This window comes from Rhodococcus sp. YH1 (genome assembly GCF_009939605.1).
GTDB classification, from domain to species: domain Bacteria; phylum Actinomycetota; class Actinomycetes; order Mycobacteriales; family Mycobacteriaceae; genus Rhodococcus; species Rhodococcus aetherivorans.
This window is the reverse complement of record NZ_WVTE01000253.1, coordinates 13,982-33,986: the sequence shown is the minus strand read 5'-3', so window position 1 is coordinate 33,986 and position 20,005 is coordinate 13,982. Positions and strand designations below refer to the sequence as shown.

General features: G+C 70.9%; 16 protein-coding genes, 1 tRNA gene and 1 pseudogene. 13 read left to right on the top strand and 5 right to left on the bottom strand.

Features of this window, described 5'->3' with window-relative positions; all coding sequences use genetic code 11:
- Positions 1–23: 23 nt before the first annotated feature.
- Together AIIKEEIJ_RS24755 and AIIKEEIJ_RS24750 are read right to left on the bottom strand one after the other, a co-directional pair.
- Entirely contained in the window at positions 24–827 is an 804-nt protein-coding gene (locus AIIKEEIJ_RS24755; protein WP_161996784.1) for an SDR family oxidoreductase, read from the bottom strand.
- Positions 824–1,990, bottom strand: a complete 1,167-nt coding sequence (locus AIIKEEIJ_RS24750; RefSeq protein WP_043797220.1) for a hypothetical protein — start codon at positions 1,988–1,990, stop codon at positions 824–826. Before AIIKEEIJ_RS24750 ends, AIIKEEIJ_RS24755 begins: the two co-directional genes overlap by 4 nt.
- A gap of 83 nt (positions 1,991–2,073) precedes the next feature.
- On the opposite strand from AIIKEEIJ_RS24750, the gene AIIKEEIJ_RS24745 reads away from it, so the two are divergent.
- The 8 genes and pseudogenes from AIIKEEIJ_RS24745 to AIIKEEIJ_RS24715 all read left to right on the top strand — a co-directional run.
- A complete protein-coding gene (locus AIIKEEIJ_RS24745; protein WP_043797219.1) occupies positions 2,074–2,988 on the top strand; it encodes an IclR family transcriptional regulator in 915 nt (304 codons plus the stop codon).
- A 189-nt stretch (positions 2,989–3,177) separates the two neighbouring features.
- Positions 3,178–4,095, top strand: a complete 918-nt coding sequence (cysD, locus tag AIIKEEIJ_RS24740; RefSeq protein WP_161996783.1) for a sulfate adenylyltransferase subunit CysD — start codon at positions 3,178–3,180, stop codon at positions 4,093–4,095.
- The gene (gene cysC / locus AIIKEEIJ_RS24735; protein ID WP_161996782.1) at positions 4,095–5,930 is read left to right on the top strand and encodes an adenylyl-sulfate kinase; all 1,836 of its coding nucleotides are present in this window, start codon (positions 4,095–4,097) and stop codon (positions 5,928–5,930) included. The genes cysD and cysC overlap by 1 nt, the downstream gene beginning before the upstream one ends.
- A complete protein-coding gene (locus tag AIIKEEIJ_RS24730) occupies positions 5,927–7,042 on the top strand; it encodes an inositol monophosphatase family protein (protein WP_161996781.1) in 1,116 nt (371 codons plus the stop codon). Before cysC ends, AIIKEEIJ_RS24730 begins: the two co-directional genes overlap by 4 nt.
- 53 nt (positions 7,043–7,095) lie before the next feature.
- Positions 7,096–8,091, top strand: coding sequence for an MBL fold metallo-hydrolase (locus AIIKEEIJ_RS24725; protein ID WP_161996780.1), 996 nt, complete (start codon positions 7,096–7,098; stop codon positions 8,089–8,091).
- A 13-nt stretch (positions 8,092–8,104) separates the two neighbouring features.
- Positions 8,105–8,485 (top strand): limonene-1,2-epoxide hydrolase family protein, encoded by a 381-nt coding sequence (locus AIIKEEIJ_RS24720; RefSeq protein WP_006940201.1) that lies wholly within the window; start codon positions 8,105–8,107, stop codon positions 8,483–8,485.
- Positions 8,486–8,696: 211 nt separating this feature from the next.
- Positions 8,697–8,915 carry a YbfB/YjiJ family MFS transporter gene (locus AIIKEEIJ_RS33265; RefSeq protein ID WP_231385889.1) on the top strand — a complete coding sequence of 73 codons (219 nt, stop codon included), beginning with the start codon at positions 8,697–8,699 and terminating at the stop codon, positions 8,913–8,915.
- Positions 8,903–9,817 (top strand): annotated as a pseudogene (locus tag AIIKEEIJ_RS24715) (MFS transporter); the annotation flags it as partial. The gene AIIKEEIJ_RS33265 and the pseudogene AIIKEEIJ_RS24715, both read left to right, overlap by 13 nt.
- A gap of 156 nt (positions 9,818–9,973) precedes the next feature.
- Here the strand turns inward: AIIKEEIJ_RS24715 and AIIKEEIJ_RS24710 are convergent.
- A tRNA-Arg gene (locus tag AIIKEEIJ_RS24710) sits at positions 9,974–10,049 on the bottom strand.
- 244 nt (positions 10,050–10,293) lie between these two features.
- Here AIIKEEIJ_RS24710 and AIIKEEIJ_RS24705 point away from each other — a divergent pair.
- Complete coding sequence (locus AIIKEEIJ_RS24705) at positions 10,294–12,684, top strand: phosphoketolase (protein WP_161996779.1); 2,391 nt, start codon at positions 10,294–10,296, stop codon at positions 12,682–12,684.
- Positions 12,685–12,763: 79 nt separating this feature from the next.
- On the opposite strand, the gene AIIKEEIJ_RS24700 is transcribed toward AIIKEEIJ_RS24705, so the two are convergent.
- On the bottom strand, positions 12,764–13,474 hold the full coding sequence (locus AIIKEEIJ_RS24700) for a DUF305 domain-containing protein (RefSeq protein WP_161996778.1): 711 nt from the start codon (positions 13,472–13,474) through the stop codon (positions 12,764–12,766).
- A gap of 1 nt (position 13,475) precedes the next feature.
- Entirely contained in the window at positions 13,476–14,309 is an 834-nt protein-coding gene (locus AIIKEEIJ_RS24695; RefSeq protein ID WP_006944388.1) for a DUF3105 domain-containing protein, read from the bottom strand.
- Positions 14,310–14,489: 180 nt separating this feature from the next.
- On the opposite strand from AIIKEEIJ_RS24695, the gene argS reads away from it, so the two are divergent.
- Genes argS through thrC form a run of 4 tightly spaced genes read left to right on the top strand, consistent with a single transcriptional unit; the run spans position 14,490 to position 20,003 of the window.
- The gene (gene argS / locus AIIKEEIJ_RS24690) at positions 14,490–16,172 is read left to right on the top strand and encodes an arginine--tRNA ligase (protein ID WP_161996777.1); all 1,683 of its coding nucleotides are present in this window, start codon (positions 14,490–14,492) and stop codon (positions 16,170–16,172) included.
- Positions 16,169–17,590: a diaminopimelate decarboxylase gene (gene lysA / locus AIIKEEIJ_RS24685; protein ID WP_161996776.1), complete on the top strand. Its 1,422-nt coding sequence runs from the start codon at positions 16,169–16,171 to the stop codon at positions 17,588–17,590. The genes argS and lysA overlap by 4 nt, the downstream gene beginning before the upstream one ends.
- Positions 17,587–18,912: a homoserine dehydrogenase gene (locus tag AIIKEEIJ_RS24680; RefSeq protein ID WP_006944383.1), complete on the top strand. Its 1,326-nt coding sequence runs from the start codon at positions 17,587–17,589 to the stop codon at positions 18,910–18,912. Before lysA ends, AIIKEEIJ_RS24680 begins: the two co-directional genes overlap by 4 nt.
- Positions 18,909–20,003, top strand: coding sequence for a threonine synthase (gene thrC, locus AIIKEEIJ_RS24675; protein WP_072634969.1), 1,095 nt, complete (start codon positions 18,909–18,911; stop codon positions 20,001–20,003). The genes AIIKEEIJ_RS24680 and thrC overlap by 4 nt, the downstream gene beginning before the upstream one ends.
- Positions 20,004–20,005: the final 2 nt, after the last annotated feature.

Below are 20,005 nucleotides of genomic sequence, written 5' to 3'. Positions count from 1 at the left end.
CTACCGAAAACGCGCACGGCTGGTCAGTGGTGGTATTCGCCGCAGTTCACGTCCAGGCACTGGCCGGTGACGGCCCGTGCCAGCGGGGAGGCGAGGAAGATCACGGCGTCGGCCACCTCCTCGGTGGTGGGCAGGCGTTTGAGGTCGGTGCCCGCCGCGGTGTGCTGGTAGATCTGTTCGACGGTGGTGCCGTACTTCTCTGCCTGGTGCTCGAAGTACGCCTTCAGGGTTTCTCCCCAGATATAGCCGGGGGCAACGGAATTGACTCGGATTCCGTGAGGGCCGAGCTCGGTGGCGAGGGACTGTGACAGCGCGAGCAGGGCCGACTTGGCCAGCTTGTAGCTGCCGTAGCGCTCCTGCGAGTGTCGCAGCACCATCGAATTGATGTTCACCACCGAGCCCTTCGTCTCGGTCAGGGCCTCGGTGAACAGTTGGGTCAGGCGCAGCGCGCCGAGGACGGTGAGTTCCACGCTGTCGCGGATGTGCTGGAAGTCGGTGCGTGCCAACGGTTTCATCGACGGAACCGAGAAAGCGTTGTTGACCAGGGTGTCGACCCGGCCGAACTCGCGGAGGGCCGTCTCGACCAGCCGGGACGCGGAGCCGGTGTCGGTGATGTCGGTCGGGACGGACAGGGCGCGCCGGCCCAGGGCGGTGATCTCGGCCGCGACGTCGTCGAGGCGGGCGGCGGTGCGGGCGGCGATCACGACGTCGGCGCCGTGCTCGGCGCACCGCACCGCAAGGGTGCGGCCGAGTCCGGGCCCGACGCCGCTGACCACGACGGTCTGTCCGGCGAGCAGGGGGCTCGGGGTGGTGGTCACGGCGCTCACCCGAGCATCCGGTCGGCGATCGCGGTCTGTCGAGCGGCGATCCGCGCGGACCACTGCTGGGGCGTGACCCGGTTGTGGTCGAGGAACGGAAGTGCCGCGGCCAGGTCGTCGAACGGGACCACCCGGGCCGTCGGGCCGTCCGCGGTCGTGAGGTCGCGGGAGAGGCGCTGCCAGCGGAACTGCAGGAACCCGCGGCTGCGGCCCAGGGTCTCGACCCAGTTGGCGACGCCGGGATTGCGGGCGGAGACGACCATGCGGATCATCCCGTCCGGATCGACCTGGGCCTGTGTGTTGTTCAGCGACGTCTGGTGGTGGATGTAGTCGAGCGAGATATACCAGAGGCTGCCCAGCTGGAAGCCCTGGTAGGGCGCGTCGGAGGCGGGGACGGTGAGGATCATCGCCTCGTCGTCGCGCAGGTCGAAGTGCCCGACGGACGAGTATTGGGTGGCCAGGCCGCCGGGCGTCGGCCGCGGTTCGGTGACTGTGTTGACCGGAAGGTCGAGGTAGAACCACTGCGGGAACTGCAGCCACGTCCGCACCCGGGACACGAGCGCGCGCCCGGCCCGCCGGTAGCGAGCGGCGGCGTCGTCCTGCGTCGGCTCGGGCGGCGGTGTGCCTAGCGCGTCGACCCGGTCGATGCGCAGGGTGCCGCGCCGCTGGGACCAGTCGCTGTAGACCTCCCGGACGACGAGCTGGGACGAGCCGGGGGCGAGGGTGAAGTAGTTGTTTCCGGGGTCGGCAGGGCCGGGACCGAACCGGGCCTCGAAGGTGCCGTCGTCGGCGATGCGCAGCTCGCGGTCGTCGAACGCGGTGACGTTGCCGGGTACCTCGGCGTCGGTGTAGTTGCCGGCGAGCACCTGGAAGCTCAGGTCGCAGGTGGTGCCGCGGCGGCCGGTGACGACGTACTCGGCGTCGTCGCGGATGCGCGCCCCGAAGTAGAGGGTGTCGGGGTTGTCGAGCCCCATCTTCGTGTAGGGCCCGGTGCCGGTGACGAACGTGGGGTGGGGGCTCTCGGCCGCCCACGCCGAGTGGACGCAGGCGGTGATCCCGCCGGCGAGGTAGCGGTACCCCTCGATCAGGTCCTGCTCGGTGCGGATGTGCGGCGCCGTCGCGACGAGCTTCTCGGCCTCGGCGATGGCGGATGTGAGCGGATCGGTGAGCACACGATCTCCTTGCGGTTCAAATATGTACCGGTGCGGTAGGCTCTCGGTGCAGCGACGATAGAACGTGTTCCAAGGAGGCGTCAATGACCGAGGCCGCCGCGACGTCGTCCGCTCGGCGTTCGCCGCCGACCGATCGGGTCGTGCAGGTCCTGGACCACCTGGTCGCGCACCCTGAGACCCGGTTCGGGCTCTCCGAGCTGGCGCGCCGGCTGGGCATGAGCAAGCCGACGTGCCTGGGGATCCTGACCGCCCTGACCGAGGCCGGCTACCTGATGCGCCATCCCGCCGACAGGACGTACGGCCTCGGTCCCGCGCTGATCGTCGCGGGCCGCGCCGCGCAGCGCGGCTTCGCCGTCGGTCCCGTCACCCACCGGCACCTGGCCGCGCTCGGCGCCGAGTTCGGTGCCACCTGCGCCGCGTCGGCGGTGGTGGGCGACCGCATCGCGGTCCTCGACGTCGCCGGGGCCGATCCGGACGGTGCCGGGGCGCGGGTGGGAGAGGTCTATCCGTTCGCGCCGCCGGTGGGCCTGATGTACGTGCTGTGGGACTCCGACGAGCGGCTCGAGCAGTGGCTCGCGCGCGAGCCGACGCTTCCGGTGCGGCTGGACCGGGACCGCCTGCGGGACGTGGTCGACGAGTGCCGCACCGCGGGATATCTGGTCGAGTCGCTCACTGCGGGCGGGCGGCGGTTGCACGCGCTCATGGCGGGCGTCGCGGCGCACGACCTGCCGTCCGAGCTGCGCGAACTGCTGGGGGAGATGGTGTCCAGCCTGGGGGAGCGGGTGCTGCTGACCGGGGCGGAACCGGCCGACGCCGAGCATCCGGTGAACCTGCTCGCCGCCCCCGCTTACGACGCGGACGGGCGGCAGTCGGTGGTGCTCACGCTCCACGTGGGCGCGACCCTGGCCAACCGGGAGATCGCCCGGCGCGGGGCGGCCCTCGTGGCCACCGCCGAGGCCGTCACGCGCGAGCTCGGCGGGCGTCGCCCGGCCCGGTGACGGCCGGGTGTTGCGGCCCCGGGGGACCGAGCGAATGGATCATGCCGTCGGTCTGATCGAGTGGGCGATACATTCGCTCGCACCCCGCGAGGCGTTGACCCGGAACTGAAACTCGTTCTATTGTTCGGGACGAAACCTTTCGACCGAGCCGGTACATATTTGGACCGGCGCTCGTGAGCTGGAGCCCCGATGACCCTCACGCCGTCGTACGAACTGTCCCTGCTGCGCGCGCTCGAGGCCGAGTCCGTGCACATCTTCCGGGAGGTGGCGGCCACCTTCGAACGTCCCGTGCTGCTCTTCTCCGGAGGCAAGGACTCCGCGGTGATGCTGCACATGGCGGCCAAGGCGTTCTGGCCGGCGCCGATCCCGTTTCCGGTGCTGCACATCGACACCGGCCACAACTTCCCCGAGGTCCTCGCCTACCGCGACGCCGAGGCGGCCCGCCGGAGGGTGCGCCTGCTGGTCGCCTCGGTGCAGGACGACATCGACGCCGGCCGGGCCGTCGAGGACGTCGGCCCGCGCGCGAGCCGCAACCGGCTGCAGACCCGAACGCTGTTGCGCGCCATCCGCGAAGGCGGATTCGACGCGGTGTTCGGCGGCGCCCGCCGCGACGAGGAGAAGGCCCGCGCCAAGGAACGCGTGTTCTCCTTCCGCGACGAGTTCGGGCAGTGGGATCCCAAGGCGCAGCGCCCCGAACTGTGGCAGCTGTACAACGGCCGGCACCGCCGCGGTGAGCACATCCGCGTGTTCCCGCTGTCCAACTGGACCGAACTCGACGTCTGGCACTACATCCGCGACGAAGGCATCGAGCTGCCGTCGCTCTACTACGCTCATCGCCGTACCGTCGTCGAGCGCGACGGAATGCTGCTGGCGCTCAACGAGTTTCTCACCCTGCTGCCGGACGACGAGCCGCGCGACGCGCTGGTGCGGTTCCGCACGGTGGGCGACGCCACCTGCACGGGGTGCGTCGAATCCGCCGCCGCCACCCCCGACGAGGTGGTCGCCGAGGTCGCCGTCAGCCGCGTCACCGAGCGCGGCGCCACCCGCGCCGACGACCGCATCTCCGAGGCCGGCATGGAAGACCGCAAGAAGGAGGGCTACTTCTGATGACCCGGTTGCTGCGCATCGCCACCGCCGGCAGCGTCGACGACGGCAAGTCCACGCTGATCGGCCGGTTGCTCCACGATTCCAAGGCCGTGCCCGAGGACCAGCTCGACGCCGTCACCCGCACCAGCCGCGAGCGCGGCATGGACACCCCCGATCTGGCGCTGCTCACCGACGGACTGCGGGCGGAGCGGGAACAGGGCATCACCATCGATGTCGCCCACCGCTACTTCTGTACCCCGCACCGCGCCTTCGTCGTCGCCGACACCCCCGGCCACGAGCAGTACACCCGGAACATGGTCACCGGCGCCTCGACCGCCGACCTCGCCCTCATTCTCGTCGACGCCCGCAAGGGCATCGTCGAACAGACCCGCCGGCACGCCTTTCTCGCCAGCCTGCTCGGCGTCCCCCACCTCGTGCTGTGCGTCAACAAGATGGACCTGGTCGACTGGTCGCAACAGCGCTTCGACGAGATCTGCGCCGAATTCTCCTCGTTCGCAGCCAAACTCGACATCCACGACCTGACGTTCGTGCCGGTGTCGGCGCTGCTCGGCGACAACGTCGTCACGCGCACCACCACCATGACCTGGTACGAGGGCGCCTCGTTGCTGCACCGTCTCGAGCAGGTGCACGTCGACTCCGATCGCAACCTCATCGACGCGCGATTCCCCGTCCAGTACGTGCTCCGCCCCGGTCACGGGGAGCACCGCGACTTCCGCGGCTACGCCGGCACCGTCGCGAGCGGGGCGTTCGCCCCCGGCGACGAGGTGGTGGTGCTGCCCTCGGGCTACGGCACGCGCGTGCGCGCCGTCCACGGACCGGGCGGCGACCCGGTGCCGAGCGCCTTCGCGGGCAGCGCCGTGTGCCTCGAACTCGAGGACGACCTCGACGTGAGCCGCGGTGACATGCTGTGCCGCCCGGGGAACCGCCCGCTCGTCGGGCACGAGCTCGACGCGATGGTGTGCTGGCTCGCCGAGGGCCCGGGTCTCGCACCCGACGCCACCTACACCCTGCTGCACACCACCAACGCCACCGCCGCGCACGTGGTGCGGCTCGACTACCGGCTCGACGTCACCACCCTCCACCGCGACGGGACGGCACGATCGCTGACCCTCAACGAGATCGGACGGGTGCAGCTGCGGACCCGCCGTCCCGTGCTGTTCGACCCCTACCGGCGCAACCGGACCACCGGCAGCTTCGTGCTCGTCGACGACGCGACCGGCAGCACCGTCGCCGCCGGGATGATCACCGGACCCACCCTCGCCGCCGCCCCCGTCGTGTGGCACGCGGCGGAGGCGACCCGCGCCGAACGCCTCTCGCGCGGCGCGACGGTGTGGCTGACCGGCCTGTCGGCGTCGGGCAAGTCCACCGTCGCCGCGGCGCTCGAGCGGCGCCTGCTCGCGGCCGGTGTCCCGGCCTACCGGCTCGACGGCGACAACCTGCGCCACGGCCTCAACGCCGACCTCGGCTTCGGGCCGCGGGACCGCGCGGAGAACGTCCGGCGCGTCGGCGCGGTGGCGCAGCTGATGGCCGACGCGGGCCTGGTGACGATCTGCGCGCTCATCAGCCCGTACCGGTCCGACCGGGACCGGATCCGCGAGCAGCACCGCGAGGCCGGGCTGCCGTTCCTCGAGGTGTTCGTCGACACCCCGCTCGCCGACTGCGAGGCCCGCGATCCGAAGGGCATGTACGCCCGGGCCCGGGCCGGGGAGATCACCGGGTTCACCGGTATCGACGACCCCTACGAGGCGCCCACCCGGCCGGACCTGGTGCTGCGGCCGCAGGACGGCGATCCGGTCGCGCAGGCCGGGCTGGTCATGGAATTGTTGGCCCCATGACCGATGACGCCGCCCTCGCCGCCGAGATCGCCACCGCTGCAGGCGAACTGTTGCTGACCGTCCGCGCGGCCGAGGCCGACACGCTCACCGGTCGCGAACTCGGCCGCCGCGGCGACCGCGCCGCCGATACGTACATCCTCGAGCGGCTCGCCGCCGAGCGCCCCGGCGACGCGGTGCTCTCGGAGGAATCCGCCGACGATCCGGTGCGGGTGCACGCGAAGCGGGTGTGGATCGTCGACCCGTTGGACGGGTCCAAGGAGTACGGCATGCCGGACCACGAGGACTGGGCCGTGCACGTCGCGTTGTGGGAGGCCGGCAGGGGTATCACCGCCGCCGCCGTCGCTCAGCCGGCCGTCGGTGCCGTCTACGGCACCGACGACGTCCGTCCCGCCGAACTGCGGCCGCTGGCCGGCCGACGGCCCCGGATCGTCGTCAGCGGCAGCCGGCCGCCGGCCTTCGTCGCCGACGTCGCCCGGGCCGTCGGCGCCCACGTGGTGCGGATGGGTTCGGCCGGGGCCAAGGCCATGGCGGTGGTGCGTGGCGACGTCGATGCCTACGTGCACGCCGGCGGGCAGTGGGAGTGGGACTCCGCGGCGCCGGTGGGGGTCGCGCAGGCGGCGGGGCTGTACTGCGCCCGCATCGACGGCAGCGAGCTCGAGTACAACCGCCCCCACCCCTACATGCCGGACCTGGTGATCTGCCGGCCGGACTGGGCGCCGACCCTGATGGCCGCGATCGCCGAGCATGCCGGCGCGCCCACCGACAGCGCCCGCGTCGCCATGGCCCGCTCCTACATCCGCTCCCTCGTCGGACACGACGCATCGCACGTGCGGCTCGCGGCCGACGCGTGGCGGGTCGAGAACGGCGTGCGCACCGGCGACAGCGGCGTCGAGATCCGTGACCGGCTCGAGCAGGGCCCCGAGTACCGCCCGATTCGTCGTGTGCGGGAGCTGACGTTTCGCGAGTGGGACGACAACGTCGTCGCGCGGTTCCTGCTCGACCTCGACGCCGGCGACGGCACCCTCACCGTGGCGGTCACCGAGCACTTCGCCATCCCAGCGGGGGAGATCCGGTCGATCATGGCGATCATCGAGCCGCACGAACCCAAATAGTTTACTGTTTGTGTTCATTGAATGGCTAACGATCGAGTAGCTCGGAGGACCCCATGGACCACGCCCGCGACATCGGCGACGGCATCTACCGCATCCCCGTACCGGTGAGCGACCTGCCGGTCGGCGACACCCAGGTGTATGCGATGGAGTCGCCGCGCGGGCTGGTCCTCGTCGACGTGGGCTGGAACGACGACACGTCCTGGGCCGCGCTGCAGGACGGCCTCGCCGCCGTCGGCGCCTCCGTCGCGGACGTCGAGGGGGTCGTCGTCACCCACTTCCATCCCGACCACGTCGGTCTGACCGGCCGGATCCGGGAGGCGTCGGGCTGCTGGGTCGGCATGCACGAGGACGACTTCGGCCAGCTCGAGCTCATGATCTCCGGCGACGGCAACGCCGAGTGGGAGGCCGAGCAGTGGCGCCGCGCCGGCGCCCCGGACGACGAGATCACCACCTACCTCGACCGGGTGAACGGGGAACGCGCAACCGGCAAGCCCGACGTCCATCCCGACCGCAAGCTCGCCACCGACGAACGGATTACGCTCGCCGGCCGCACCCTGCGCACAGTGTTCACCCCCGGGCACACCCCCGGCCACGCCTGCTTCTACATCGAGGAGCACGACATCCTCTTCAGCGGCGACCACGTCCTCGCCACCACGACCCCGCACGTGGGCGACTTCGATTTCCCCCTCCCCGAACGCGACGCCCTCGGCGAATTCATCGACTCCCTGCGCGCCGTCGGCACGCTCCCGGTCCGGCGCACCCTGCCCGCGCACCGGCAGCCGATCGACGACCTCGCGGCCCGCACCGACGCGCTCGTCGAGCATCACGAGCGACGCCTCGACGATCTGTACGCGGCGTTCGGCGACGAGGAGCTGACGCTGTGGCAGGCTGCCGAGCGGATGACGTGGTACCGCCCCTGGGACCAGACTCCGCCCACGGGCAAGCAGATGGCGCTGTCCGAGGCCTCGGCGCACGTGCGGCACCTCATCGAGAGAGGCCGGGCGCGCCGGGTCCCGGGCACCGACCCGGCGCGCTTCGCCCGGGCCTGACGGAAGGAACCGCATGACCCCCGACGAGCTCGTCACCGAATTCTGCCGCCGTTGGGCCGATCCCGACCCGGCCGTGCTCGCGTCCTACTTCACCGACGACGCCGTCTACCACAACATCCCGATGGAACCGGTGCGCGGGCGCGCGGCGATCGAGGAGTTCATCGCCGGGTTCGTCGCCTCGTTCGGCGGCATCGATTTCCGCATCCGGCACCAGGCTGTCCACGGCGGCGTGGTGCTCAACGAGCGGGTCGACGTGTTCACGCTCGGGGGACGGACCGTCGAACTGCCGGTGATGGGGACTTTCGAGGTCGTCGACGGCAGGATCGCCGGCTGGCGCGACTACTTCGACATGGCGCCGATCACCGAGGCCGCCCAGCAGGATCCGGCGGACTGACACCCGGTCTCGCGGTCGTCGGCCGCAGGTGACCGAGTTGATCCGGCCGTGGGAGAGTCGGTGCATGCACGCAGTGAGTGCCGATGCTCCCGGGAGTCGGGCCGAGGTCCGTGACGTAGCCGGGCCCACGGCATGAAGGGGAATTCATGACGCTCTCCCCAGGCGGGCGGATCGGCCTGGCCGGAGCTGCGGTGGTCGGAGTCGCTTCGGCATGGCCCGCTACGCCTACGGCCTGACACTGCCCGATATCCGGGAAGACCTGCGGCTCTCCGAGCTGGTGCTCGGCCTCGTCGCCAGCGCAACGTTTGCGGGCTACCTGGCCGGTCTGTTGCTCGCCGGACGGCTCGCCGCTCGCCGCGGCTCGCCGCTCGCCGCGGGTCGCGCGCGCCGACGACAGCGGGCGGGGCCTGCGGCGCTGCGGGGGCGGTGATCGTGACTTTCGCGCAGTCCCCGGGGCTGCTTGCCGTCGGTGTCGTTTTGGCCGGCAGCGCCGGTGGCTGGGTCTGGGCGCCTTACTCCGACATCGTGACCCGATCGGTGCCCTCGCGGCAGCAGCCCCGAGCGTTGGCGATCATCACCACCGGCACCAGCGGCGGACTGGTGCTGCTGGGCGCGCTGGCCGTCCTGGCTGCGGTGGGCTCGTGGCGCCTGGTGTGGGCCGGCATCGCCCTCGCTGCCGTGGCCGCCGCACTCGTGAACCTGCGCCTGGTGCCGCGGACCGGGTCGGCCCCACGTCCGGAGGGGCGAGCCGGTGCCTCCTCGCTGGTGGCAGCGCTTCGGGTCCCGGCAGCCTACTCCGTTGTCTACTTCGCGGTCGTGGTCGTCTACTTCACCTATGCCGCCGACGTCCTGGACAGCGGCACCCTCCCGGCGGCGGCCGTCCCGGCTCTCTACGCGGCCCTCGGTCTCACCGGCATGGTGGGGGTGGCGACCGGAACCCTCGGGCAGCGACTGGGCAGCGTCCGGGTCGCCGCGCTGTGCCTTGCAACGGTCGGTGCGGCGCTGGTGCTGCTCGGGCTGGCCGGTGGCTCCGTAGCCACGACCGCACCCTCGGCGGGCATCTTCGGCATGGGGTACATGACAGGATCCGCGGTGCTCGCGGTCTGGACCGCCGAGCTGGTACCCGAGCGCGCCGGTGCGGCGTTCACAGCCTGCCTGGCCGTGGGAGCCCTCAGCTCGGTCGCAGCACCGGCTCTCGCCGGTGCCGCGATACCCGCCCTCGGTCTGGGGTCGCTGCTCGTCGTCACCGCGGCGGTGTCACTGCTCAGCGCGGTGGCGCTGATGCTGTACGGGTTCTCGCACGGGGCGGCAGTCGGTGACATCGGACGATGAACACAGAATCTCTGGGCGTGGACGATGCGCACATCCTGCTTCGTGACGAGTCCGCGTTTCACAACACCTGGTCTCGACGTCCTGCCGCTCTGCGCCAGGTCCGGGCCGCAGAACGGGAACGGCCCCGCGTCGCACTGCGACGCGGGGCCGTTCCCGTGGTGCCCTCGGCAGGATTCGAACCTGCGACTTCTTGCTCCGGAGGCAAGCGCTCTATCCCCTGAGCTACGAGGGCGTTCCGGACTCCACCGGTTGCTCGGTGGGGCGGGAGTTAGCGTAGCGCATTGTCGGCGATACGCCACATCGCCTGGTCGGAGGGGGTTTCTCCGGCGCTCGTCGGGTATCCGGCAGGCACGGATGCGCCGTCCGGGAGGAACTCTTCGGCGAGTGTTTCCCGGAACGGCCGGCGTGGGCCACCCGCCCGGGGCAGGCTCGAACCCGAGACCGGACCACACCGCACCCGCAGGAGAGGACCGTACGTGGACGCAGAATCCGACACGGCAACTCGGACCGGACCGCTGAGCTCCGAGGAGCTCGCCGCGCTCGACACCTGGTGGCGAGCCGCGAACTACCTGTCGGTGGGGCAGATCTACCTCATGGGCAACCCCCTGCTGCGCGAGCCGTTGCGTCCCGAGCACATCAAGCCCCGGCTGCTCGGACACTGGGGCACCACCCCGGGGCTGAACTTCGTCTACGCCCACCTCAACCGGGCCATCGTCGCCCGCGAGCTGGACATGATGTACGTGATGGGCCCCGGCCACGGCGGGCCCGGGCCGGTCGCCGCAGCCTGGCTCGAGGGCACCTACAGCGAGATCTATCCGGACATCTCCCGCGACGCGGACGGCATGGCGCGGCTGTTCACCCAGTTCTCGTTCCCCGGGGGGATTCCCAGCCACGTCGCCCCCGAGACGCCCGGATCCATCCACGAGGGCGGCGAGCTCGGGTACACCCTGTCGCACGCCTACGGGGCCGCGTTCGACAACCCGGACCTGATCGTCGCTGCCGTGGTGGGCGACGGCGAGGCCGAGACCGGCCCGCTGGCCACCAGCTGGCACTCCACCAAGTTCGTCGACCCGCGCCGGGACGGCGCCGTGCTGCCGATCCTGCATCTGAACGGGTACAAGATCGCCAATCCGACCGTCCTCGCCCGCATCGAACACGAGGAACTCGAGCACCTGCTCCGCGGCTACGGCCACGATCCGGTATTCGTCGAGGGCTCCGATCCCGAGCGCATGCACCAGGCGTTCGCGGCGGCCCTGGACCACTGCGTCGATGCGATCCTCGAGATCCGGCGCCGCGCCCGCCGCGACGGGGTCACCGAGCGACCGCGCTGGCCGATGATCGTGCTGCGTTCCCCGAAGGGCTGGACCGGGCCGAAGGAGGTCGACGGTCTCCCGGTCGAAGGGTACTGGCGCTCGCACCAGGTGCCCTTCGCCAATGCCCGCGACGACGAAAGCCACCGCAAGATTCTCGAGGAGTGGCTGCGCAGTTACCGGCCCGAGGAACTGTTCGACGACCACGGTGCCCCCGTGCCCGCGATCCGCGACCTGCACCCGGCGGGGGAGCGGCGGATGAGCGCCAACCCCCATGCCAACGGCGGGCCGCTCGTACGAGACCTGGCGTTGCCGGACTTCCGCGACTACGCCGTGCCGGTCGAGGCGCCCGGCACCGGCAGCGTCGAATCGACCCGCGTGCTCGGTACCTTCCTGCGCGACGTCATGCGCGAGAACGCGACCACCTTCCGTGTGTTCTCCCCGGACGAGAACAACTCCAACCGGCTCGGTCCCGTCCTCGAGGCCACCGCACGCACCTGGAACGCCCGCATCCTGCCCACCGACGACCGGCTCGCCCCCGACGGGCGGGTGATGGAGATCCTGTCCGAGCACACCTGCCAGGGCTGGCTCGAGGGCTATCTGCTGACCGGCCGGCACGGCTTCTTCTCCTGCTACGAGGCCTTCGTCCACATCGTCGACTCGATGTTCAACCAGCACGCCAAGTGGCTGCGCACCACCAACGGCATCGACTGGCGCCGGCCGATCCCGTCGCTGAACTACCTGCTCACCTCGCACGTGTGGCGGCAGGACCACAACGGCTTCTCGCACCAGGACCCGGGCTTCATCGACCACGTGGTCAACAAGAAGGCCGACGTCATCCGCGTGTACCTGCCGCCGGACGCGAACACCCTGCTGTCGGTGGCCGACCACTGCCTGCGCACCCGGCAGTACGTCAACGTGATCGTCGCCGGCAAGCAACCGCAACTGCAGTACCTCGACATGGATGCGGCAATCGTGCACTGCACCAAGGGAATCGGGATCTGGGACTGGGCGGGTACCGACAAGGGGGCCGAACCCGACGTGGTGCTCGGCTGCGCCGGCGACGTGCCCACCATGGAAACCCTCGCCGCCGTGGAGATCCTGCTCGAATGGTTCCCCGACCTGAAGATCCGCGTCGTGAACGTCGTGGATCTGATGCGGCTGCAGGACCACACGGAGCATCCGCACGGACTGTCGGACCGCGAATTCGACTCGCTGTTCACCACGGACAAGCCGGTGATCTTCGCCTACCACGGCTACCCGTGGCTGATCCACCGCCTGACGTACCGGCGAACCAACCACGACAACATCCATGTGCGCGGGTACAAGGAGGAGGGCACCACCACCACGCCGTTCGACATGTGCGTGCTCAACCAGATCGACCGGTTCGACCTCGCCATGGACGTCGTCGACCGGGTGCCCCGTCTGCATCCGATCTCCGCGTACGCGCGCGAGCACCTGAAGAACCGGCTGGTCGAGCACCACCAGTTCATCCGCACCCACGGGGAGGACATGCCCGACATCCGCGACTGGGAGTGGGGCCGGGCCGGACGGTAGACACCGACGGGGGACCCGGACGGTACACACCGACGGGGGACGGCCCGGTGGGCCGTCCCCCGTCCGCGGGTCCGGTCGGTCAGTTCATCGGTAGCGGCTGCGCGCCCCGCTCCGCCAGCATCGACGTCATGAGTTCCGACTCGCTGGTCTGGGTGTCGACCATCGTCTGCGCCAGGGTCCGTACCGCCGGCTGGCCCGCGTACTGCGCGCCGTACTCCATCATCGGCAGCCCGCCCTCGTGGTGGCGCAGCATCAGCTGCAGGAACAGCACGTCGAGTTCCGGGCCGGTGGCGCGGCGCAGGTTCGCCAGGTCCTCGGACGTCGCCATGCCGGGCATCCGGCCGGCGCCGGCGCCGTCGGAGTGGCTCGTGCTCCCGTGGTCGTGGCCGGACTCCTCGGTCATCCACGTCATGTAGTCACCGGTGGGCAGCAGCGGCTGCCCCCACAGTGACAGCCAGCCCTGCATCTGCCCGACCTGGTTCTGCTGGGTGGTGAGGATGTCGTACGCGAGGTTGCGCACCCGCTGGTCGCCCGACACCGTCAACGCGACGGTGGCCATCTCGATCGCCTGGCTGTGGTGGACGGTCATGTCCTGGGCGAATCCCACGTCGACGGAGCCGGCGGCCGGCGTCGCCGGCGGCGAGTCCTCGAGCGGGATGCGGGCGAGGAACCCGAGCAGGAAACCGATCGCGACGGCGGCGACGAGACCGAGGATCAGCAGCGCCCTGCGTCGGCCCGTCTCCTGGGGGGTGGGAGTCCCCTGGGCGGTGGGAGCGGAATCGTGCGTCACGTCAGCTCCCCGCCGGGGCCTGCATGTCGGCCGGCACCTGCTCGGTGCCGTCCACCGTGCCGCCGTCCATCGGCACCGCGTCCGGACCGGGGGCGGAGGGATCGAACGGCGGCGGATTGCTCGGGTCGTACGAGCCGGGCAGCGTGGAGCAGCTCGCGCCGACCTCCGGGTAGGCGTAGCGGTTCAGCCGCAGCGACGCGATGAAGTGGTCGATCCGCTCGTCGTCGGCGGCGTCCACCTTCAGCTGATGCCCCCACGACTGCAGGGCGATCGGAGCGTCGAGGCCCGGGTACGGCGACATCATCAGGTAGGACTTGCCGTCCACCTTCGCCGCGAGCGCGTCGACGCCCGCCTGGTCGACCAGGTCGGGGTTGTACGTGATCCACACCGCGCCGTGCTCGAGCGAGTGCACGGCGTTCTCGGTGCGGATCGCCTCCGGGTACACGGTGCCGGTGCACGTGGCCCAGATCGCGTCGTGCGGCCCGCCGAACGGCGGGCTCTGGTCGTACGCGACGCGCTGCGTGGACCCGATGTGCTGACCGGCGGGGTAGTCGACCGTCACGACCCCCTCGATCGCAGTCGACGGGTCCTGATTCGACTCGGACGGCGTCCACTCCGCGAGCGCCTGGGAGTCCTGGTACTTCGGGATGATGCTGGCGGCGATGACCGCGACCAGCGCGACCACCGCGACCACGCCGCCGATCAGAAGCCACGGAATCTGCCGCTGCTTGGGCAGGCCGCGACCGCCGCTCTTCTTCTGGGCGGCCTTGATCGCCTTCGCAGACTTGGCACCGGACTTCTTGCCGGAACCGCCACTTACCGAACCGCTGGGCATCGTTGGGTGCTCTTTCGACGGATGGACAACAGAGGGCGCACGACGCTCGGTCCGCGCGTGCTCTGTCAACTCTACGGGCGGGCGGCGGGCAGGCATCCCCGCGGCGGGCGGGCCGTGACCGCGACAACAGGCCGGACCGGCGTCACGCCGGGTGGGACGGAGCCAATAGGATAGAGACCCGTGACTCCTGCCGACCTTGCCGAATTGCTCCACGGAACCGCTGCGAGGGTGCTCGCCGAGCGCGACCTCGACGTGTCCGTCCTGCCCGAGACCCTGACGGTCGAGCGGCCGCGCAACCCGGAGCACGGCGACTACGCGACCAACGTCGCGATGCAGGTCGCGAAGAAGGCCGGCGTCAATCCGCGGGAACTCGCGGGCTGGCTCGCCGAGGCCCTCACCGCCGCCGACGGCATCGAGTCCGCCGAGGTGGCCGGCCCGGGCTTCCTGAACATCCGCCTCGCCGCCGACGCCCAGGGCGCGATCGTCGCCCAGGTGCTCACCGAGGGCGCCGCGTACGGCAACTCGGACGCGCTGGCCGGAACCCGCATCAACCTCGAGTTCGTCTCCGCGAACCCCACGGGGCCCATCCACCTCGGCGGCACCCGCTGGGCCGCGGTCGGCGACGCCCTCGGCCGGATCCTCACCACGCAGGGCGGCGACGTCACCCGCGAGTACTACTTCAACGACCACGGCGCCCAGATCGACCGGTTCACGCGCTCGTTGATCGCCGCGGCACAGGGGCAGCCCGCGCCGGAGGACGGCTACGCCGGCGCGTACATCGCCGACATCGCGCAGGCCGTGCTGCAGCAGCGCCCGGACGCGCTCGCGCTGCCCGAAGAGGAGCGGCACGAGGTGTTCCGCTCGATCGGCGTCGAACTGATGTTCGCGCACATCAAGCGCACCCTGCACGAGTTCGGTGTCGACTTCGACGTGTACTTCCACGAGAACTCCCTGTTCGCGTCCGGCGCCGTGGAGAAGGCCGTCGAGACACTCAAGACCTCCGGGAGCCTGTACCACCAGGACGGCGCGTGGTGGCTCAAGAGCACCGACTTCGGCGACGACAAGGACCGCGTCGTCATCAAGAGCGACGGCAACGCCGCCTACATCGCCGGTGACATCGCCTACTTCCAGGACAAGCGGTCGCGCGGCTTCGACCTGTGCATCTACATGCTCGGCGCGGACCACCACGGCTACATCGGCCGGCTCAAGGCCGCGGCCGCCGCGTTCGGCGACGACCCGGACACCGTCGAGGTGATGATCGGGCAGATGGTCAACCTCGTGCGCGGCGGGGTCGCCGTGAAGATGAGCAAGCGCGCCGGCACGGTCATCACCCTCGACGACCTCGTCGAGGCGATCGGCGTGGACGCCGCCCGCTACGCGCTGGTGCGCTCGTCGGTGGATCAGAGCATCGACATCGACCTCGAGCTGTGGGCCAGCACCACCAACGAGAACCCGGTCTACTACGTCCAGTACGCGCACGCCCGGCTCTCGTCCATCGCCCGGGGCGCCGCCGAGCTCGGTCTCGGCGCCGAGAACACCGCCGAGCCCGGTCTCGGCGCCGAGAACACCGACCTGGCCCTGCTCACCCACGAGCGCGAGGGCGACCTGATCCGCACGATCGGCGAGTACCCGCGCGTCCTCGCCAAGGCCGCCGAACTGCGGGAACCGCACCGCGTCGCGCGGTACCTCGAGGAACTCGCCGGCACCTACCACCGCTTCTACGACTCCTGCCGCATCCTGCCGCAGGGCGACGAGGAGCCCGGCCCGCTGCACGCGGCGCGGCTCGCGCTGTGCGCGGCGACCCGTCAGGTGCTGGCCAACGGGCTCGGACTGCTCGGCGTGAGCGCCCCGGAGCGGATGTGAACGCGCACCCCGCCGGTCCCCGGCACGCCGAGATCCCGCACGCACCGGGCCTGACCGAGCGGCCCGCGAACGCCGGCGAGCTGAACCTGCTGCACCCGAACGTGTGGCCCCGCAACGCGCGGCGCGGCGACGACGGCATCGTGACGATCGCCGGCGTGCCCGTCACCGAACTCGCGGAGAGATACGGCACCCCGCTCTTCGTCGTCGACGAGGACGACTTCCGCTCCCGGTGCCGGGACATCGCGGCCGCGTTCGGGCCGGGCGCGAAGGTGCACTATGCGTCGAAGGCGTTCCTGTGCACCGAGATCGCGCGCTGGGTCGAGCAGGAGGGTCTGTCCCTCGACGTCGCGACCGGCGGTGAGCTCGCCGTCGCGCTGCGTGCCGGCTTCCCGGCCGGGAAGATCGCCATGCACGGCAACAACAAGTCCGTGGCCGAGTTGCGGACCGCCGTCGCCGCAGGCGTCGGGCACATCGTCCTGGACTCCATGTCGGAGATCGACCTGCTCGACGCGGTCGCCGCCGAACTCGACGTCGTGCAGGACGTGCTGATCCGCGTCACGGTCGGCGTCGAGGCGCACACCCACGAGTTCATCTCCACCGCGCACGAGGACCAGAAGTTCGGGCTGTCCCTGGCCGGCGGGGTGGCCATGGCCGCGGTCCGCAAGGTGTTCGCGAGCGATCACCTGCGCCTGGTCGGCCTGCACAGCCACATCGGCTCGCAGATCTTCGACGTCGACGGGTTCGAGCTCGCCGCGCACCGGGTCATCGGCCTGCTGCGCGATGCCGTCCACGAATTCGGCGTCGACAAGACCGCGCAGATGAACATCGTCGACCTCGGCGGCGGCCTCGGCATCTCCTACGTGCCCAGCGACGACCCGCCGCCCGTGGAGGAACTCGCTGCCAAGCTGCGGCACATCGTGCAGACCGAGTCCGCACTCGCCGGCCTGCCCGAGCCGACGCTCGCGGTCGAGCCCGGACGCGCGATCGCCGGCCCCGGCACCGTGACCCTCTACGAGGTGGGCACCATCAAGGACGTCGCGGTGGGGGCTCACCAGGCACGCCGCTACATCAGCGTCGACGGCGGCATGAGCGACAACATCCGCACCTCCCTGTACCAGGCCGAGTACGAGGCCCGCCTGGTGTCGCGGTCCAGCGACGCGGAGCCCGTCGTGTCCCGCGTCGTCGGCAAGCACTGCGAGAGCGGCGACATCGTCATCCGCGACGCCTGGATGCCCGCCGACCTCGAAGCCGGCGACCTGTTGGCCGTCGCCGCGACCGGTGCATACTGCTACTCGATGTCCAGCAGGTACAACCTGCTGCCCCGGCCCGCCGTCGTGGCGGTCAAGGACGGCGCCGCCCGCGTCGTCCTGCGTCGGGAAACCGTGGAAGATCTGCTCAGCTTGGAGGTTACGGAGTGACGACCGAAGCGGTGACCAACGAACCGGGGCAGCGCCCGATCGGTGTGGCTGTGCTCGGGCACGGCACCGTCGGAGCCGAGGTCGTGCGCATCATCCGCGACGATGCCACCGATCTCGAGGCGCGCATCGGCGCGCCGCTCGAGCTGCGGGGCGTGGCCGTGCGCACCGTCCGCGACGACCGCGGCATCCCGCAGGACCTGCTCACCACGGACGCCGAGGGCCTGATCGCCCGCGACGACGTCGACATCGTGGTGGAGGTCATCGGCGGCATCGAACTGCCGCGCAAGCTCGTCCGCACGGCCCTGGACTCGGGCAAATCCGTGGTCACCGCCAACAAGGCCCTGCTCGCGGAGTACACGGGCGAGCTCGCCGAGGCCGCCGAGGCCAAGCGCGTGGACCTGTACTTCGAGGCGGCCGTCGCCGGCGCCATCCCGGTCATCCGGCCCCTCACCCAGTCCCTCGCCGGTGACAAGGTGAACCGGGTCCTCGGCATCGTCAACGGCACCACCAACTACATCCTCTCGGCCATGGACGAGACCGGCGCCGACTACGCCGAGACCCTCGCCGAGGCGGTCCGGCTCGGATACGCCGAGGCCGACCCGACGGCCGACGTCGAGGGCTTCGACGCCGCGTCCAAGGCTGCGATCCTGGCCTCGATCGCCTTCCACACCCGCGTCACCGCCGGCGACGTCTACCGCGAGGGCATCTCGAAGATCACCGCCGCCGACCTGACCACCGCGCGGGCGCTGAACTGCACCGTCAAGCTGCTGGCCATCTGCGAGCGGATCACCACCGACGGCAAGGACCGGGTCTCGGCGCGCGTCTATCCGGCCCTGGTGCCGCGCGAGCATCCCCTCGCCGCCGTCAACGGTGCGTTCAACGCGGTCGTCGTCGAGGCCGAGGCATCGGGCCGTCTGATGTTCTACGGCCAGGGTGCCGGCGGTTCGCCCACCGCCTCCGCGGTGATGGGCGACCTCGTGATGGCCGCCCGCAACCGGGTGCACGGGGGCCGGGGCCCGCGCGAATCACGGTACGCCGACCTCGAGATCGCCCCGATGAGCGACATCGTCACCCGCTACTACGTCAACCTGCAGGTCGCGGACCGGGCCGGCGTGCTCTCGGCGGTGGCCGCGGAGTTCGCCAAGCGGGACGTGAGCATCGCCGCCGTGCGCCAGGAGGGCGCCGGCGACGGAGCCCGCCTGGTGGTGCTGACCCATTGCGCCACCGACAAGGCGCTGTCGGACACCGTCGCAGCGCTCGACCAACTCGAATCCGTGATCGCTGTGACCAGCGTCCTGAGACTGGAGGGATCCGCCGAATGAGCGCGCCCGAGAAGAACACCGCCACCCCCGTGCACACCCCGTGGCCGGGTCTGATCGAGGCGTACCGTGACCGGCTCCCGATCGGCGACAACTGGAAGACCATCACCCTGCGCGAGGGCGGCACCCCGCTGCTGCCCGCGGCGCACCTGTCGGAACTGACCGGTTGCGAGGTGCACCTGAAGGTCGAGGGCCTGAACCCGACCGGCTCGTTCAAGGACCGCGGCATGACGATGGCCGTCACCGACGCCCTCGCCCGCGGCCAGCAGGCCGTGCTGTGCGCCTCCACCGGCAACACCTCCGCCTCGGCGGCCGCATACGCCGTCAAGGCCGGCATGGGCTGCGCGGTGCTCGTGCCGGACGGCAAGATCGCGATGGGCAAGCTGGCCCAGGCGGTCATGTACGGCGCGAAGATCATCCAGGTCCAGGGCAACTTCGACGACTGTCTCGAGCTCGCCCGCAAGACCACCGCCGAGTTCCCCACCATCGGGCTGGTGAACTCCGTCAACCCCGTGCGCATCGAGGGGCAGAAGACGGCGGCGTTCGAGATCGCCGACGCGCTCGGCGACGCCCCCGACGTGCACGTGCTGCCCGTCGGCAACGCCGGCAACATCACCGCCTACTGGCGCGGCTACACCGAGTACTTCGCGGACGGCCTCACCACCCGCAAGCCGCGCATGCTCGGCGTCCAGGCCGCGGGCGCGGCACCGCTGGTGCACGGCGCCCCCGTCAAGGACCCCGAGACCATCGCCACCGCCATCCGCATCGGCGCCCCGGCGTCGTGGAACGGGGCGATGACCGCCAAGGAGGAGTCCGGCGGCGCGTTCCGGGCGGCCACCGACGAGGAGATCCTCGAGGCGTACCGGCTCGTCGCCGCCACCGAAGGCGTGTTCGTCGAACCGGCGTCCGCCGCGTCGATCGCCGGTCTGCTCGCCGCCCGCAAGGAGGGCTGGCTCGATTCCGGGCTGAAGGTCGTGTGCACCGTCACCGGCAACGGCCTGAAGGATCCCGACACGGCGCTGCTCGGGATGCCGCAGGTGGAGCCGATCCCGGTCGATCCGGTCGCTGTGGCCGCGGCGCTCGAGCTGGCCTAGTG

Bases quoted from the DNA above. Each gene is read 5' to 3' on its own strand.
- thrC (WP_072634969.1), top strand. From the start codon at position 18,909: ATGAGCGCGCCCGAGAAGAACACCGCCACCCCCGTGCACACCCCGTGG.
- cysD (WP_161996783.1), top strand. From the start codon at position 3,178: ATGACCCTCACGCCGTCGTACGAACTGTCCCTGCTGCGCGCGCTCGAG.
- AIIKEEIJ_RS24695 (WP_006944388.1), bottom strand. From the start codon at position 14,309: ATGCCCAGCGGTTCGGTAAGTGGCGGTTCCGGCAAGAAGTCCGGTGCC.
- AIIKEEIJ_RS24725 (WP_161996780.1), top strand. From the start codon at position 7,096: ATGGACCACGCCCGCGACATCGGCGACGGCATCTACCGCATCCCCGTA.
- AIIKEEIJ_RS24745 (WP_043797219.1), top strand. From the start codon at position 2,074: ATGACCGAGGCCGCCGCGACGTCGTCCGCTCGGCGTTCGCCGCCGACC.
- cysC (WP_161996782.1), top strand. From the start codon at position 4,095: ATGACCCGGTTGCTGCGCATCGCCACCGCCGGCAGCGTCGACGACGGC.
- AIIKEEIJ_RS24730 (WP_161996781.1), top strand. From the start codon at position 5,927: ATGACCGATGACGCCGCCCTCGCCGCCGAGATCGCCACCGCTGCAGGC.
- AIIKEEIJ_RS24720 (WP_006940201.1), top strand. From the start codon at position 8,105: ATGACCCCCGACGAGCTCGTCACCGAATTCTGCCGCCGTTGGGCCGAT.
- AIIKEEIJ_RS33265 (WP_231385889.1), top strand. From the start codon at position 8,697: ATGGCCCGCTACGCCTACGGCCTGACACTGCCCGATATCCGGGAAGAC.